Annotated in this window: 12 protein-coding genes; 7 read left to right on the forward strand and 5 right to left on the reverse strand. The window is 57.4% G+C overall.

All coding sequences use genetic code 11. The features are described 5' to 3' along the window. The first annotated feature begins 115 nt into the window (after nt 1-115). The 3 genes from ACGSLL_RS08280 (at nt 116) to ACGSLL_RS08290 (ending at nt 4,127) form a co-directional block, all read left to right on the forward strand. The gene (locus ACGSLL_RS08280; protein WP_394504770.1) at nt 116-622 is read left to right on the forward strand and encodes a sigma-70 family RNA polymerase sigma factor; all 507 of its coding nucleotides are present in this window, start codon (nt 116-118) and stop codon (nt 620-622) included. Continuing rightward, a complete protein-coding gene (locus tag ACGSLL_RS08285) occupies nt 622-1,569 on the forward strand; it encodes a FecR domain-containing protein (RefSeq protein ID WP_394504772.1) in 948 nt (315 codons plus the stop codon). The genes ACGSLL_RS08280 and ACGSLL_RS08285 overlap by 1 nt, the downstream gene beginning before the upstream one ends. A 122-nt stretch (nt 1,570-1,691) precedes the next feature. Beyond that, complete coding sequence (locus ACGSLL_RS08290) at nt 1,692-4,127, forward strand: TonB-dependent siderophore receptor (protein WP_394504774.1); 2,436 nt, start codon at nt 1,692-1,694, stop codon at nt 4,125-4,127. 42 nt (nt 4,128-4,169) lie between these two features. On the opposite strand, the gene mnmE is transcribed toward ACGSLL_RS08290, so the two are convergent. From mnmE to rpmH, 5 genes are all read right to left on the reverse strand, one after another. Beyond that, nucleotides 4,170-5,540 carry a tRNA uridine-5-carboxymethylaminomethyl(34) synthesis GTPase MnmE gene (gene mnmE / locus ACGSLL_RS08295; protein ID WP_394504776.1) on the reverse strand — a complete coding sequence of 457 codons (1,371 nt, stop codon included), beginning with the start codon at nt 5,538-5,540 and terminating at the stop codon, nt 4,170-4,172. 81 nt (nt 5,541-5,621) lie between these two features. Further along, the gene (gene yidC / locus ACGSLL_RS08300) at nt 5,622-7,304 is read right to left on the reverse strand and encodes a membrane protein insertase YidC (protein WP_258451071.1); all 1,683 of its coding nucleotides are present in this window, start codon (nt 7,302-7,304) and stop codon (nt 5,622-5,624) included. A 2-nt stretch (nt 7,305-7,306) separates the two neighbouring features. Next, complete coding sequence (gene yidD, locus ACGSLL_RS08305) at nt 7,307-7,552, reverse strand: membrane protein insertion efficiency factor YidD (protein WP_010465488.1); 246 nt, start codon at nt 7,550-7,552, stop codon at nt 7,307-7,309. After that, entirely contained in the window at nt 7,545-7,946 is a 402-nt protein-coding gene (gene rnpA / locus ACGSLL_RS08310) for a ribonuclease P protein component (RefSeq protein WP_197677837.1), read from the reverse strand. The genes yidD and rnpA overlap by 8 nt, the downstream gene beginning before the upstream one ends. Before the next feature lie 16 nt (nt 7,947-7,962). Then, the gene (rpmH, locus tag ACGSLL_RS08315) at nt 7,963-8,097 is read right to left on the reverse strand and encodes a 50S ribosomal protein L34 (RefSeq protein ID WP_003213577.1); all 135 of its coding nucleotides are present in this window, start codon (nt 8,095-8,097) and stop codon (nt 7,963-7,965) included. A gap of 566 nt (nt 8,098-8,663) precedes the next feature. On the opposite strand from rpmH, the gene dnaA reads away from it, so the two are divergent. The 4 genes from dnaA to gyrB are packed head-to-tail and all read left to right on the forward strand — an operon-like array spanning nt 8,664 to nt 14,871. Then, complete coding sequence (dnaA, locus tag ACGSLL_RS08320) at nt 8,664-10,187, forward strand: chromosomal replication initiator protein DnaA (protein ID WP_394504782.1); 1,524 nt, start codon at nt 8,664-8,666, stop codon at nt 10,185-10,187. A gap of 39 nt (nt 10,188-10,226) precedes the next feature. Continuing rightward, complete coding sequence (gene dnaN / locus ACGSLL_RS08325) at nt 10,227-11,330, forward strand: DNA polymerase III subunit beta (protein ID WP_186546224.1); 1,104 nt, start codon at nt 10,227-10,229, stop codon at nt 11,328-11,330. 14 nt (nt 11,331-11,344) lie between these two features. Continuing rightward, nucleotides 11,345-12,448, forward strand: a complete 1,104-nt coding sequence (gene recF / locus ACGSLL_RS08330; protein WP_394504785.1) for a DNA replication/repair protein RecF — start codon at nt 11,345-11,347, stop codon at nt 12,446-12,448. A 5-nt stretch (nt 12,449-12,453) separates the two neighbouring features. Next, on the forward strand, nt 12,454-14,871 hold the full coding sequence (gene gyrB, locus ACGSLL_RS08335) for a DNA topoisomerase (ATP-hydrolyzing) subunit B (RefSeq protein WP_208939133.1): 2,418 nt from the start codon (nt 12,454-12,456) through the stop codon (nt 14,869-14,871). Nucleotides 14,872-14,875: the final 4 nt, after the last annotated feature.

Consider the following 14,875-nt stretch of genomic DNA (forward strand, 5'->3'; position numbering starts at 1 on the left):
CACCGAGATAGCAGTGACGCTCATGCAACCATTGGGGAGGAAGTGAAAGGGCTATTGTGAGAGAACGTAACAGGGGCTAATAATAGGCATTATCATTAACTCACCACTTTCTCCCATGCCCCTACTCGCCCATACCGCTGCGATCGAGCAAATCTACGAGCAACACCATTCGTGGCTCTACGGTTGGCTCAAGGGCAGATTAAATGATGCCTGCGATGCGGCTGACGTCGCGCATGACACGTTTGTGCGGGTTCTGGCTGCGCGCAACGCGGCGCATATCCGCGAGCCAAGGGATTATCTGACTACCATTGCGCGCGGCCTGGTGATTGATCGATATCGAAGAAGCGCCATCGAGAACGCTTACCTGCAGGCTCTCGCAACCAGGCCTGAAGCCAGCGCAATCAGTGAAGAAGATCGAGCGCTGATCTTCGAAACCCTGATGGCTGTGGATAAAGCCTTGGCAGGCCTAGGTGCGCGAACCCAACGAATCTTCATGCTTTCTCAGATTGAAGGCCTGACTTATCAACAGATTGCCGTGCAATTGCAGGTTTCGCTGACAACGGTGAAGAAGCACATGATTCGCGCCCTGACGGAATGTGCCCTGATCATGGCGCAGCATTGATGGCCATCGCACCCGACCGTGAGGTTTTCGAAGCGGCCGCCAGCTGGTATGTGCAGTTTCAGGCAGAGCCGCCAACGCTGGCCGAAAAAAACGCCTGGCAGCTGTGGATAGATAGCGATCCTGCGCATCTGGCGGCATGGAACCAAGTGGAACAACTGCAGCGCAACCTCGGCACCTTGCCGCAGGATCTGAAACGCCGCGCCCTGAATAGCCGGCAGCAACGACGCCAGGTGTTGAAGTTGTTGCTGCTCGCTGCGGGTACCGGGTTCGTCGGCTGGAATGTTCAGCAACACACATCCTTGGGGAATGTCTGGGCCGACTACCAAACCGGAGTCGGCCAGCGTCGCAGCCTGACATTGGTCGACGGCAGCCACATTCAGCTCAATACCGACACCGCGATCGATGTGTCTTTCAATGCGACACAACGGCTGATTCGCCTGCGCGCGGGCGAGATCCTGATTCAAACCGGCAAGCTCGGCGATCCACGGCCGTTTTTTGTCGAAACCGATGATGGCCGGGTTCAAGCGCTGGGCACGCGGTTTTCGGTTCATCAGTTACCGGGCGCAACCCGAGTGGGCGTGCTCGAAGACCGGGTCGGTATTCAGCCCGCTGATGTTTCAGCGTCTGCGAGAATCTTGCAGGCAGGTGAAGGTGCAGATTTCGATCGTCGGCATATCGGTTTCATTCAGCCGTTCAGCTCAGCGCAAGTGGCGTGGATCAACGGCCAGTTGATCGTGCTTGATGCCCGGTTGGGCGATGTGATCGAAGAACTGCAACGCTATCGCCGCGGTGTTCTACATTGCGACGGTGGTGCCAGGAATCTTCGCGTGTCCGGCACATTCCGACTTGATTCCACTGACGCCGTTTTGGCCAATCTACAGGCTTCGTTGCCGATCAACGTGCGTTACTTCACCCGTTACTGGGTCTCGCTCAGCCACCGCGCTTGATCGATACCAGACCTGGGAAAAAAAATAAATCGAAACCGGGGTTATCTTTTTTTGCCCTGAACCGGCCCTACAGGTAATCGCGATAAACGCGGCTCGTCGCCACCTTCAGGGCTTATCCACACATGCGTCTTCCTACGTATCGCCAGCGCTTCTCCTACCACTGTCTCGCTTACAGCCTATTGATGGCCAGCGCCGCGTCTTGTCTGGTGATGCCCTTTGGCGCAGCCGCAGCGAGCAGCACTCAGCGTTATGCCATTGCCGCTGGCCCTCTGGATAACGCCCTCAGCCAGTTCGCCTCCGCGGCGAATGTGATTCTGTCGTTCTCGCCGCAACAGACCAGTCAGTTATCCAGTGCCGGACTGAACGGCAATTTCAGCGTCGAACAGGGCTTCGCTCAGCTATTGCAAGGTTCAGGACTGCAAGCCGCGCCGCAGGCGCCAGGCAGCTACATTCTGCAAGCGTTGCCAAGCGCTGATTCGCTGGAACTGGCCCCGACCAATATCAACGCTCAGTTGGCCAACCCGATGGACCTGGATTACGCCGCCGACGTCGGCTACAAGGCGCAGAACAGCCGGATCGGTACGAAAACCAGTACGCCGCTGTCAGAAACGCCGCGCTCTGTGTCTGTCGTCACCGCCCAGCGCATGAAAGATCAGAAATCTCAGACACTCACCGAAGTGCTTGGTTACGTCCCTGGCATTTTTGCCCCACCATTTGCGGCAGGCGACAGTCTGGCGGGAGACCTGTTTTTCATTCGCGGTTTCAACGCCACCGATTACGGCTACGGTTTGCTGCGCGATGGACTACGCGTACAGGGCAATCGCTATGACACCAGCACTGAGCCTTACGGACTGGAGCGAGTCGAAGTGTTCCGCGGTCCGTCATCGCTGCTGTATGGCGAAAACGCTCCCGGCGGTCTGGTCAATCTGGTCAGTAAACGTCCGACCGCTGTGCCTCAGGGCGAAGTGCAACTGGGCTATGGCTCGAACAATCGCCGGCAGATCGGTGTAGATGTGTCGGGGCCGCTCAACGACACCGGCAATATTCTCGGACGTGTGGTGATGCTCGGGCGCAAGTCCGACACCCAGACCGATCACGTCCCGGATGACCGAATCTACATTGCCCCTTCGCTGACCCTGAACTTCGACGATTTCAATACGCTGACGCTGCTGGCTAACTACCAGAAGGATCACACCAACATGGAACTTGGCCTGCCGGCGGCCGGGACATTGCTGAGCAACCCCAACGGGCAGTTATCCAAAGACACGATGCTCGGCGATCCGGACTGGAACACCTTCGAACGGGAAACCTGGAGCACCGGTTATGAGTTCAGCCACTCGTTCAACGATGACTGGCAGTTCCGCCAGAATTCGCGCTATATGCAGTCGCGCATCACTCGGCATGAAACCTGGCCGGGCAACCTTAATAACGGCGGGTTCGGCACGCGGTTGAACATGACCGCGTATGATCGCTTCAACAAGTCGATGGTGTATTCGCTGGATAACCAACTGGAAGGCAAGTTCCAGGTCGGGGGGCTGGAGAACACCGTGCTGTTCGGCGCAAGCTACGACCGCACCTCGTTCAATCAGAACTGGAACGCCGGCATCATCGGGCCGATCGATGTGTATAACCCGGTTTATCTGCGCGACCCGACCACGCCGATTGCGGTGCAAAACACCTTGCTCGAGCAACAGATGAAAGGTGTTTATGCTCAGATCCAAAGCAAGTACGACCATTGGCTGTTTTTGCTCGGTGGCCGGCAGGACTGGGTCGACAGTGATTTCCGCGACAAGGTGGCCAAGGGCAGTAACATCAGCTCCGAGGACAAGAAGTTCACCTATCAGGGCGGCGTGATGTATCAGTTCGACAACGGCATGACGCCTTATGTCAGCTATTCCACTTCGTTCGTGCCGGTGCAGCAGATTTCCAACGCCGGCGCACCGCTTGACCCGATCACCAGCATCCAATACGAAGTGGGCCTGAAGTACGAGCCGATCGGCTGGGATACGGCATTTACCGCTTCGGTGTATGACCTGCGCAAAAAAGACGACACCTACTTCGACTCGACGACGTCGAGCTATCGCCAGGTGGGCGAAAGCCGTTCCAAAGGTGTCGAGCTGGAGCTCAACAGCAATCTGACCCAAAACCTGAATGTTACGGCTGCTTATACCTACACCGATGCACGCATTACCAAAGATGCAGCAACCTCACTGGTCAAAGGTCATCAGATGACCGGCGTGCCGCGCAATCAGGCGTCGGTCTGGGCCAAATACCGCTTCCTCGACGGTGATCTGAAAGGCCTGTACGTGGCCGGCGGTGTGCGTTATTTCGACAGTGCGTTCGCTTACACCTCGCCGTCTCTCTACGGCAAGCTGGATGCCGGCGATGTCACCTTGGTCGATGCCGCGATCGGTTATCAGATCGATAGCCACTGGAGCGTGGATCTCAACGCGAAAAATCTTTTCGCCAAGGACTATGTATCAGGCTGCAACGATGCCGGGCGCTGCTATTGGGGCGAAGACCGCACCATGCTCGGTACGGTGTCTTACAACTGGTAAAAAGAATCAGGCCTGTGGATAAATTGTCCACAGGCCCGTCCTTTATTTACCGATACAGAAGCTGGAAAAGATCCGTCCCAACAAGTCATCGGAACTGAACGCCCCGGTGATTTCACCCAGCGCGTGCTGGGCCTGGCGCAAATCTTCGGCGAGCAATTCGCCGGCGCCGGCCAATGTCAGCTGGGCGCGGCCGTGTTCCAGTGCGGTGCTGGCATGGCGCAGGGCTTCGAGATGCCGACGTCGCGCACTGAAACTGCTTTCCGATGTCTGCTCGTAACCCATGCAGGCTTTGAGATGGTCACGCAGCAAATCCAGGCCTTCACCGGCAGATTTGGCACTCAGACTGATGGTCACATGGCCGTCTTCACTGGTTTCCAGAGCAATTGCCTCCCCAGTCAGATCGGCTTTATTGCGAATCAGCGTGACTTTGGCCGGATCAGGCCGGGTTTCGAGGAATTCTGGCCACAGGGCAAACGGGTCCAGCGCTTCCGGTGCGGTCGCATCAACCACTAACAACACGCGATCAGCTTCACCGATCGCCTTCAATGCCCGCTCGACGCCGATCTTTTCCACATGGTCATCGGTATCACGCAGACCGGCAGTGTCCACAACGTGCAGCGGCATGCCATCGATGTGGATATGTTCGCGCAGGATATCCCGGGTGGTGCCAGCGATCTCGGTGACGATGGCGGCTTCCCGACCGGCCAGCGCGTTCAACAGGCTGGATTTGCCGGCATTGGGTCGACCGGCGATCACCACTGTCATGCCGTCACGCAGTAAGGCACCTTGCCCGGCCTCGCGAAGTACTGTGGATAACTCGTTGCGCACTTTGTCGAGCATGCTCAGCACATGGCCATCGGCAAGAAAGTCGATTTCCTCTTCCGGAAAGTCGATAGCGGCTTCAACGTAGATGCGCAGACCGATCAGTTGCTCAGTCAGGTTATGCACACGTTGGGAAAATGCTCCCTGCAATGAACGCAGGGCATTGCGTGCGGCTTGAGCAGAACTGGCTTCGATCAGATCGGCAATCGCCTCGGCTTGGGCCAGGTCGAGCTTGTCGTTGAGAAACGCGCGTTCACTGAATTCCCCAGGACGCGCCAAGCGGCAACCCAGTTCCAGGCAACGCTTGAGCAGCATATCGAGAACGATCGGGCCACCGTGACCCTGCAGTTCTAGCACGTCTTCGCCGGTGAACGAGTTTGGCCCCGGGAAATACAGCGCCAAGCCCTCGTCCAGCACTTGCTGGTCGTTACTGAAAAACGGCCCGTAATGGGCGAAACGCGGTTTCAGTTCGCGACCGCTGATGGCTTTCGCCGCCACGCTGGCCAACGGCCCGGAAATGCGAACGATGCCTACGCCGCCGCGACCTTGTGCGGTGGCGACGGCGGCGATGGTTTCACGGGGTGTGCTCATAAAGCGGCATCCAGACAAAAGTGGCAGATAGCAAAACGCCCCACTAGGGGGCGTTTTGAGTGGTGTTATCCACAGTGCAAGTTACGCCTCGGCTTTTTTCGTCGCCGCTTCGATCTTACGCGTGATGTACCACTGTTGTGCAATCGACAGGCAGTTGTTCACAACCCAGTACAGCACCAGACCCGCAGGGAACCACAGGAAGAAGAAGGTGAAGATGATTGGCATCATTTTCATGACCTTCGCCTGCATCGGATCCGGAGGTGTAGGGTTCAGCTGCTGCTGGATGAACATGGTCGCGCCCATGATGATCGGCAGAATGAAGAACGGATCCTTGATCGACAGGTCGGTGATCCACAGCATGAACGGCGCTTGACGCATCTCCACGCTTTCCAGCAGAACCCAGTACAGCGAAAGGAAAACCGGCATCTGCACGAGGATTGGCAAGCAGCCGCCCAGCGGATTGATCTTCTCTTTCTTGTACAACTCCATCATGGCTTGCGACATTTTCTGCCGGTCGTCGCCATGTTGCTCTTTCAGCGCAGCCAGTTTCGGCGCAACGGCACGCATGCGCGCCATCGATTTGTAGCTGGCAGCCGACAACGGGAAGAAGATCCCTTTGATCAGCATGGTCAGGAAGATGATCGACCAGCCCCAGTTACCGACGATCGCGTGGATATGTTGCAGCAGCCAGAAGATCGGCTGGGCAATGAACCACAGGATGCCGTAGTCGACGGTCAGTTCCAGACCTGGGGACAACTCTTTCAACACAGCCTGGCTTTTCGGACCGGCGTATAGCACAGCGCTGGTTTCAACCTTGGCACCCGGAGCAGCAGTCAACGTAGGACCGGTGTAACCGATGATGTAGTTGCCTTTGCTGTCTTTACGGGTCTGGACGATGTTGTTTTCGCCCTTGGCCGGGATCCACGCAGTCACGAAGTAGTGTTGCAGCCAGGCTACCCAGCCACCGGTGACGGTTTCTTTGAGCTGCGCCTTGTCCATGTCCTTCATGGACACTTTCTTGTACGGCTCCGAACTTGTCCACAGGGCAGCGCCCAGGTAAGTCGCGGTACCAGTCGCTGTTGTGGACGAAGGGTCCGCGCTCGCGTCGCGTTTGAGCTGAGCGAACATCGCGCCATTCCAGGGCTGAGCGCTCTGGTTATCCACAATGTAGGAAACGGCTACGTCATACAGGCCGCGTTTCAGCGTGAAACGCTTGATGTAGTTGACGCCATCCTTGCTGAATTTCAGGTCAACGACGAGTTGATCCTGACCATCAGCCAGTTGGTAGGTCTTCTTCTCCGAGGAGTAGACCGGACGACCGGCCGGATTTGCATCCGGGCCATTGGTGCCGATCAGACCGCTTTGGGCCAGATAAACACGTTCGCCGCCGTTATCGAACAGCTGGAACGGCACATCAGGACGATCCTGACGACGCGGATACAGAGGCAAGGTCAATTGAGCGACATCACCACCTTGTGGGTCGATTGCGAGATCGAGCACGTCGGTTTTGATCTGGATCAGATCCTTGCTGGCGGCTACCGGCGTTTCGGCAGGCGCACTGGTATCGCTGGCGGCACGCGGAATATCGTCACTGGCGGCAGCATTGGTGCCAGTGGCGGTGTCCGGCAAACCGGATGTAGTCGTACTGGAAGCAACATTCTGAGTCGGCAAGGCAGCCTGACCGTAGTCCTGGTTCCATTTAAGGACCATAACGTAGGCCACGATTGCCAGGGCGACGATCAGGATCGTGCGTTTGATATCCATGATTACTCGGCCATCGAAGAAGAACGGGAGGTAGGGATAGGCGGAACCGGGTCATAACCACCGGGATTCCACGGATGACAGCGACCTAAACGACGAAAGGTCAGCCAGCCACCGCGCAGAAGGCCATGATTTTCAATGGCTTCATACGCGTAGCAGGAACAACTGGGGTAGAAACGACAGTGGCTGGCCATCAAAGGACTAATGGCATAGCGATAAAACTGGATCGGAACGAGGGCCAGTTTACGCATCTGGACTGTCTACCCCTACAGTTTCGGTTTTGACTGCCGGAACCGGCTTGTTACGAGCCAGACGCTTCCAGAGTTTGCCGAAATGCTGAATCAATTCGGGGTTTTCTACATCGCCCAGACCTTTGCGCGCGACGATAACGATGTCCCAGCCGACCAGTGAATCCTGGTGCAGACGGAACGATTCGCGCATCAAACGTTTGAGGCGATTGCGCTCAACGGAGAGCTTGACGCTCTTTTTCCCGATAACCAGCCCGAGACGGGGGTGATCAAGATCGTTGTCGCGTGCAAGGAGCAGGAGATTTTTCCCCGGAACCTTGCCGGTAGGGGAGTCAAAGACTGCCTTGAAATGCCGGGGGGTAAGCAGACGCTTTTCCCGACTGAAGTCCTGACTCACCTCCAGTACCGGATTATCAAACTGCCAGACGCGCACGACCTTTGGCGCGACGACGCGACAGGACTGCGCGGCCGTTCTTGGTAGCCATGCGAGCACGGAAACCGTGGGTACGAGCGCGTTTGATAGTGCTTGGTTGGAAAGTACGTTTCATGTCGTGTTACCTGGTTCGTCCACAACGGGCCGGAATGGCCCCCGTTTTAAGAGACCGGGGATTCTAGAGAAAGCAAGCCTTCAGGTCAATTTCCAACCAGCGTTTCCTTATAAATAGATCTCCAAGGCGTTTCTGTCTGAAAGACTGTTCGCCAGACATAAAAATAAAGAAGGGAATTATTTAAAGCTTTTTTGTAAAGCTTGTTAAAGCTAGAGGGCGGCCACTCTGTGGATAAGTGCCATGACGCCTTTATTTATCTGATGTACAGAGAATGACAACTACAGTGGAAAACCGTGTTCAGCCTGTGCTGCGCTGTCGGATAACCTGTGCGTGAAAGGGTCTGTTATCCACAGTGAGGTTATCCACCGAGTTCAACCCCCAGTTGTCCAGTGCCCTCAAGGCAGGTTATCCACAGAGCTTATTCACACACCGTTGGTCGCCTTCTAGCGTTCTTGCCAGCTGATAATTGATGAATGCCGGGCAACCTGCGTGTGGATAAGTGGACGGCTCGCCGCTACAATGGCCGCTTGTTTTTGCCTCACCGGCTTTCAACTTAGGGGATATCCGTGTCAGTGGAACTTTGGCAGCAGTGCGTGGAGCTTTTGCGCGAGGAGCTGCCTGCCCAACAATTCAACACCTGGATCCGTCCACTACAGGTCGAAGCCGAAGGCGACGAGTTGCGCGTCTACGCACCGAACCGTTTCGTGCTGGACTGGGTCAACGAAAAGTACCTGGGCCGGGTCATGGAACTGCTGGATGAGCACGGCAATGGCATGGCGCCGGCGCTGTCCTTGTTAATCGGCAGCAAACGCAGCTCGGCTCCGCGGGCCGCCCCCAATGCACCGCTCGCTGCGGCGCAGGTTTCTCAGGCACAGGCGAATGCAGCGCCTGCCAACGCGGCGGCCCCTGTTCCGGCGCCTGCGTCGACCAAGCGTGCAACGCAGAAAACCGAGGAAATCAGTGAAGAGCCGTCTCGCGACAGCTTCGATCCGATGGCCGGTGCTGCGTCGCAACAAGCCCCGGTTCGCGCCGAACAGCGCACCGTGCAGGTTGAGGGTGCGCTCAAGCACACCAGTTATCTGAACCGCACCTTCACCTTTGAGAACTTTGTCGAAGGTAAGTCCAACCAGCTCGCCCGTGCGGCGGCGTGGCAGGTCGCGGACAACCCCAAGCATGGCTATAACCCGCTCTTCCTTTATGGCGGCGTCGGCCTGGGTAAAACCCACTTGATGCACGCGGTGGGTAACCATCTATTAAAGAAGAACCCGAATGCCAAGGTCGTGTACCTGCATTCCGAGCGTTTCGTGGCCGATATGGTCAAGGCGCTGCAACTGAACGCCATCAACGAGTTCAAGCGTTTCTACCGATCGGTGGACGCATTGCTGATCGATGACATTCAATTCTTCGCCCGCAAAGAGCGCTCGCAGGAAGAGTTCTTCCACACCTTCAACGCCCTGCTTGAAGGTGGCCAGCAGGTCATTCTCACCAGTGACCGCTACCCGAAGGAAATCGAGGGTCTTGAAGAGCGCCTCAAGTCGCGTTTCGGCTGGGGTCTGACGGTCGCCGTCGAGCCGCCGGAGCTGGAAACTCGCGTGGCCATCTTGATGAAGAAGGCTGACCAGGCCAAAGTCGAGTTGCCGCACGACGCGGCGTTCTTCATCGCCCAGCGTATTCGCTCCAACGTCCGTGAGCTGGAAGGCGCGCTGAAACGCGTGATCGCCCACTCGCACTTCATGGGCCGCGACATCACCATCGAGCTGATTCGCGAATCCCTGAAAGACCTGTTGGCGCTGCAGGACAAACTGGTCTCTGTGGATAACATTCAGCGCACGGTCGCCGAGTATTACAAGATCAAGATCTCCGATCTGCTGTCCAAGCGCCGTTCGCGTTCGGTAGCGCGCCCGCGTCAGGTGGCCATGGCGTTGTCCAAGGAACTGACCAACCACAGCCTGCCGGAAATCGGCGATGTGTTTGGCGGCCGCGACCACACGACCGTATTGCACGCCTGCCGCAAGATCAACGAGCTTAAGGAATCCGACGCGGACATCCGCGAGGACTACAAGAACCTGCTGCGTACACTGACCACTTGATGAACACCAGCGCAGCTTATTAAGGCAAGGGACTAGACCATGCATTTCACCATTCAACGCGAAGCCCTGTTGAAACCCCTGCAACTGGTCGCAGGCGTTGTCGAGCGCCGACAGACCTTGCCGGTACTTTCCAACGTGCTGCTGGTTGTCGAAGGCCAGCAATTGTCGCTGACCGGTACCGACCTTGAGGTCGAGCTGGTTGGTCGCGTGCAACTCGAGGAGCCAGCCGAAACAGGTTCCATCACCGTGCCTGCGCGCAAGCTGATGGACATCTGCAAAAGCCTGCCCAACGATGCGCTGATCGACATCAAGGTCGACGAGCAGAAGTTGGTGGTGAAGGCCGGCCGTAGCCGTTTCACCCTGTCGACCCTCCCAGCCAACGATTTCCCGACCGTTGAAGAAGGTCCGGGCTCGCTGACCTGCAGCCTTGAGCAAAGCAAACTGCGTCGTCTGATCGAACGTACGAGCTTCGCCATGGCCCAGCAGGACGTGCGCTACTACCTCAACGGCATGTTGCTGGAAGTGTCCGCTGGCATCATCCGCGCGGTGGCAACCGACGGTCACCGTCTGGCGATGTGCTCGATGCAGGCCGATATCGGTCAGCCAGATCGCCACCAGGTGATCGTGCCGCGCAAGGGTATCCTCGAACTGGCGCGTCTGCTCACCGAGCCTGACGGCAATGTCAGCATCGTTCTCGGTCAGCACCATATCCGCGCGACCACCGGCGAATTCACCTTCACTTCGAAACTGGTCGACGGCAAATTCCCGGATTACGAGCGCGTGCTGCCCAAGGGTGGCGACAAGCTGGTACTGGGCGATCGCCAGGCTCTGCGTGAAGCGTTCAGCCGTACCGCGATTCTGTCCAACGAGAAGTACCGCGGTATCCGTCTGCAACTGGCCAGCGGTCAGTTGAAGATCCAGGCCAACAACCCGGAACAGGAAGAAGCGGAAGAAGAAGTGGGCGTTGAATACAACGGCGGCTCGCTGGAAATCGGCTTCAACGTCAGTTACCTGCTCGACGTATTGGGCGTGATGACCACCGAGCAGGTTCGCCTGATCCTGTCCGACTCCAACAGCAGTGCGCTGGTGCAAGAGTCCGACAATGACGACTCGGCTTACGTTGTCATGCCGATGCGTCTGTAATCAGCTGATTCTGAATGTCGTTAAGTCGTGTTTCGGTCACCGCGGTGCGCAATCTGCACCCGGTGACCTTCTCCCCCTCCCCCCGCATCAACATTCTTTACGGCGCCAACGGCAGCGGCAAAACCAGTGTTCTGGAAGCCATTCATCTGCTGGGGCTTGCCCGTTCGTTTCGTAGCACGCGCTTGTTGCCGGTCATCCAGTACGAGCAGCTCGCCTGTACGGTATTTGGTCAGGTTGAATTGGCCGAAAGCGGGCACAGTGCGCTGGGGATTTCTCGCGATCGCCAAGGCGAGTTCCAGATTCGCATCGATGGGCAGAACGCCCGTAGCGCTGCGCAACTGGCTGAAATCCTGCCGCTGCAGTTGATCAACCCCGACAGCTTTCGCTTGCTCGAAGGTGCGCCAAAGATTCGCCGGCAGTTCCTCGATTGGGGTGTGTTCCACGTCGAGCCGCGGTTCATGGCGACTTGGCAGCGTTTGCAGAAGGCTTTGCGCCAGAGAAACTCCTGGCTGCGGCATGGTACACTTGACGCCGTTTCGCAAGCGGTTTGGGACAGAGAACTGTGCCAGGCCAGCGCTGAAATTGATGAATACCGCCGCGCTTACATCACCGCCTTGAAACCGGTCTTCGAACAGACCTTGAGCGAACTGGTTGAGCTCGAGGGTTTGACGCTCAGCTATTACCGAGGCTGGGACAAAGACCGCGAGTTGAGCGCCGTACTTGCCGGTTCCGTGCAACGGGACCAGCAGATGGGCCATACCCAGGCCGGACCGCAACGCGCTGATTTGCGTCTTAGATTGGGCGCACACAATGCCGCGGACATATTGTCCCGGGGTCAGCAGAAGTTGGTGGTCTGCGCACTGCGGATTGCCCAAGGGCACCTGGTCAGCCAGGCCCGCCGCGGTCAGTGTATTTATCTGGTGGATGACTTGCCGTCCGAGCTGGACGAGAGCCATCGCCGCGCGCTTTGCCGCTTGCTGGAAGACTTACGCTGCCAGGTGTTCATTACCTGTGTAGATCACGAATTATTGAGGGAAGGCTGGCAGACGGAAACGCCAGTCGCTTTGTTCCACGTGGAACAGGGCCGTATCACCCAGACCCACGACCATCGGGAGTGAAGGCATTGAGCGAAGAAAATACGTACGACTCATCGAGCATTAAAGTGCTGAAAGGCCTGGATGCCGTGCGCAAACGTCCCGGTATGTACATTGGTGACACCGACGATGGCAGCGGTCTGCACCACATGGTGTTCGAGGTGGTCGACAACTCGATCGACGAAGCCCTCGCCGGCCATTGCGACGACATCAGCATCATCATTCACCCGGATGAATCCATCACCGTAAAAGACAACGGTCGTGGCATCCCGGTAGACGTGCATAAAGAGGAAGGCGTTTCCGCCGCCGAGGTCATCATGACCGTCCTCCACGCTGGTGGTAAATTCGACGATAACTCCTACAAAGTATCCGGCGGTTTGCACGGTGTAGGTGTGTCGGTAGTAAACGCACTGTCCGAAGAGCTGGTCCTGACCGTTCGCCGCAGCGGCAAGATCTGGGAACAGACCTACGTCCACGGCGTACCTCAGGCACCGATGGCCATCGTTGGCGACAGCGAAACCACCGGCACCCAGATCCACTTCAAGGCTTCCAGCGAAACCTTCAAGAACATCCACTTCAGTTGGGACATCCTCGCCAAGCGCATTCGTGAACTGTCCTTCCTCAACTCCGGTGTCGGCATCGTCCTCAAGGACGAGCGCAGCGGCAAGGAAGAATTGTTCAAGTACGAAGGCGGCCTGCGCGCGTTCGTTGAATACCTGAACACCAACAAGACCGCGGTCAATCAGGTGTTCCACTTCAACATCCAGCGCGAAGACGGCATCGGCGTGGAAGTTGCCCTGCAGTGGAACGACAGCTTCAACGAGAATCTGTTGTGCTTCACCAACAACATTCCGCAACGCGATGGCGGTACTCACCTGGTGGGCTTCCGTTCGGCGCTGACGCGTAACCTCAACAATTACATCGAACAGGAAGGTCTGGCGAAGAAACACAAAGTCGCCACCACCGGCGATGATGCCCGTGAAGGCCTGACTGCGATCATCTCGGTGAAAGTGCCGGATCCGAAGTTCAGCTCGCAGACCAAAGACAAGCTGGTGTCTTCCGAAGTGAAGACCGCGGTCGAGCAGGAGATGGGCAAATACTTCTCCGACTTCCTCCTGGAAAACCCGAACGAAGCCAAACTGGTGGTCGGCAAGATGATCGACGCCGCCCGTGCCCGTGAAGCGGCGCGCAAGGCGCGTGAGATGACCCGCCGCAAAGGCGCGCTGGACATCGCCGGCCTGCCGGGCAAACTCGCTGACTGCCAGGAAAAAGACCCGGCGCTGTCCGAACTGTACCTGGTGGAAGGTGACTCCGCGGGCGGCTCTGCCAAGCAGGGACGTAACCGCAAGACCCAGGCGATCCTGCCGTTGAAGGGCAAGATCCTCAACGTCGAGAAAGCCCGTTTCGACAAGATGATCTCGTCCCAGGAAGTGGGCACCTTGATCACTGCGTTGGGCTGCGGCATCGGCCGCGAAGAGTACAACATCGACAAGTTGCGCTATCACAACATCATCATCATGACCGATGCTGACGTCGACGGTTCGCACATCCGTACCCTGCTGCTGACCTTCTTCTTCCGTCAGTTGCCGGAGCTGATCGAGCGCGGCTACATCTACATCGCCCAGCCGCCGCTGTACAAGGTCAAGAAAGGCAAGCAAGAGCAATACATCAAAGACGACGACGCCATGGAAGAGTACATGACGCAGTCGGCCCTGGAAGATGCGAGCCTGCATTTGAACGAAGACGCACCGGGTATTTCCGGCGAAGCGCTCGAGCGTCTGGTCAACGACTTCCGCATGGTGATGAAGACCCTCAAACGCCTGTCGCGCCTGTACCCGCAGGAACTGACCGAGCACTTCATCTACCTGCCTGCGGTGAGCCTGGAGACGTTGGGTGACCATGCAGCGATGCAAGATTGGCTGGCTCAGTACGAAGTTCGTCTGCGCACCAATGAGAAGTCCGGCCTGGTCTACAAGGCCAGTCTGCGTGAAGACCGCGAACGCGGTGTGTGGCTGCCGGAGGTCGAACTGATCTCCCACGGCCTGTCCAACTACGTCACGTTCAACCGCGACTTCTTCGGCAGCAACGACTACAAGACCGTCGTCACCCTTGGCGCTCAATTGAGCACCCTGCTCGACGAGGGCGCGTACATCCAGCGTGGTGAACGCAAGAAAGCCGTCACCGAGTTCAAGGAAGCCCTCGACTGGCTGATGGCCGAAAGCACCAAGCGCCACACCATCCAGCGATACAAAGGTCTGGGCGAAATGAACCCGGATCAGCTGTGGGAAACCACCATGGACCCAAGCGTGCGCCGCATGCTGAAAGTCACCATCGAAGACGCCATCGGTGCGGACCAGATCTTCAACACCCTGATGGGTGATGCGGTCGAACCTCGTCGAGACTTCATCGAGAGCAATGCATTGGCGGTGTCCAATCTGGATTTCTGATCCC

It is taken from the genome of Pseudomonas retamae, from assembly GCF_043496865.1.
In the GTDB taxonomy this organism is placed as follows: Bacteria; Pseudomonadota; Gammaproteobacteria; order Pseudomonadales; family Pseudomonadaceae; genus Aquipseudomonas; species Aquipseudomonas retamae.

Coding starts and splice junctions, on each gene's coding strand:
- dnaN (WP_186546224.1), top strand. CDS start 10,227: ATGCATTTCACCATTCAACGCGAAGCCCTGTTGAAACCCCTGCAACTG.
- recF (WP_394504785.1), top strand. CDS start 11,345: ATGTCGTTAAGTCGTGTTTCGGTCACCGCGGTGCGCAATCTGCACCCG.
- ACGSLL_RS08285 (WP_394504772.1), top strand. CDS start 622: ATGGCCATCGCACCCGACCGTGAGGTTTTCGAAGCGGCCGCCAGCTGG.
- mnmE (WP_394504776.1), bottom strand. CDS start 5,540: ATGAGCACACCCCGTGAAACCATCGCCGCCGTCGCCACCGCACAAGGT.
- ACGSLL_RS08290 (WP_394504774.1), top strand. CDS start 1,692: ATGCGTCTTCCTACGTATCGCCAGCGCTTCTCCTACCACTGTCTCGCT.
- ACGSLL_RS08280 (WP_394504770.1), top strand. CDS start 116: ATGCCCCTACTCGCCCATACCGCTGCGATCGAGCAAATCTACGAGCAA.
- yidD (WP_010465488.1), bottom strand. CDS start 7,552: ATGCGTAAACTGGCCCTCGTTCCGATCCAGTTTTATCGCTATGCCATT.
- yidC (WP_258451071.1), bottom strand. CDS start 7,304: ATGGATATCAAACGCACGATCCTGATCGTCGCCCTGGCAATCGTGGCC.
- rpmH (WP_003213577.1), bottom strand. CDS start 8,097: ATGAAACGTACTTTCCAACCAAGCACTATCAAACGCGCTCGTACCCAC.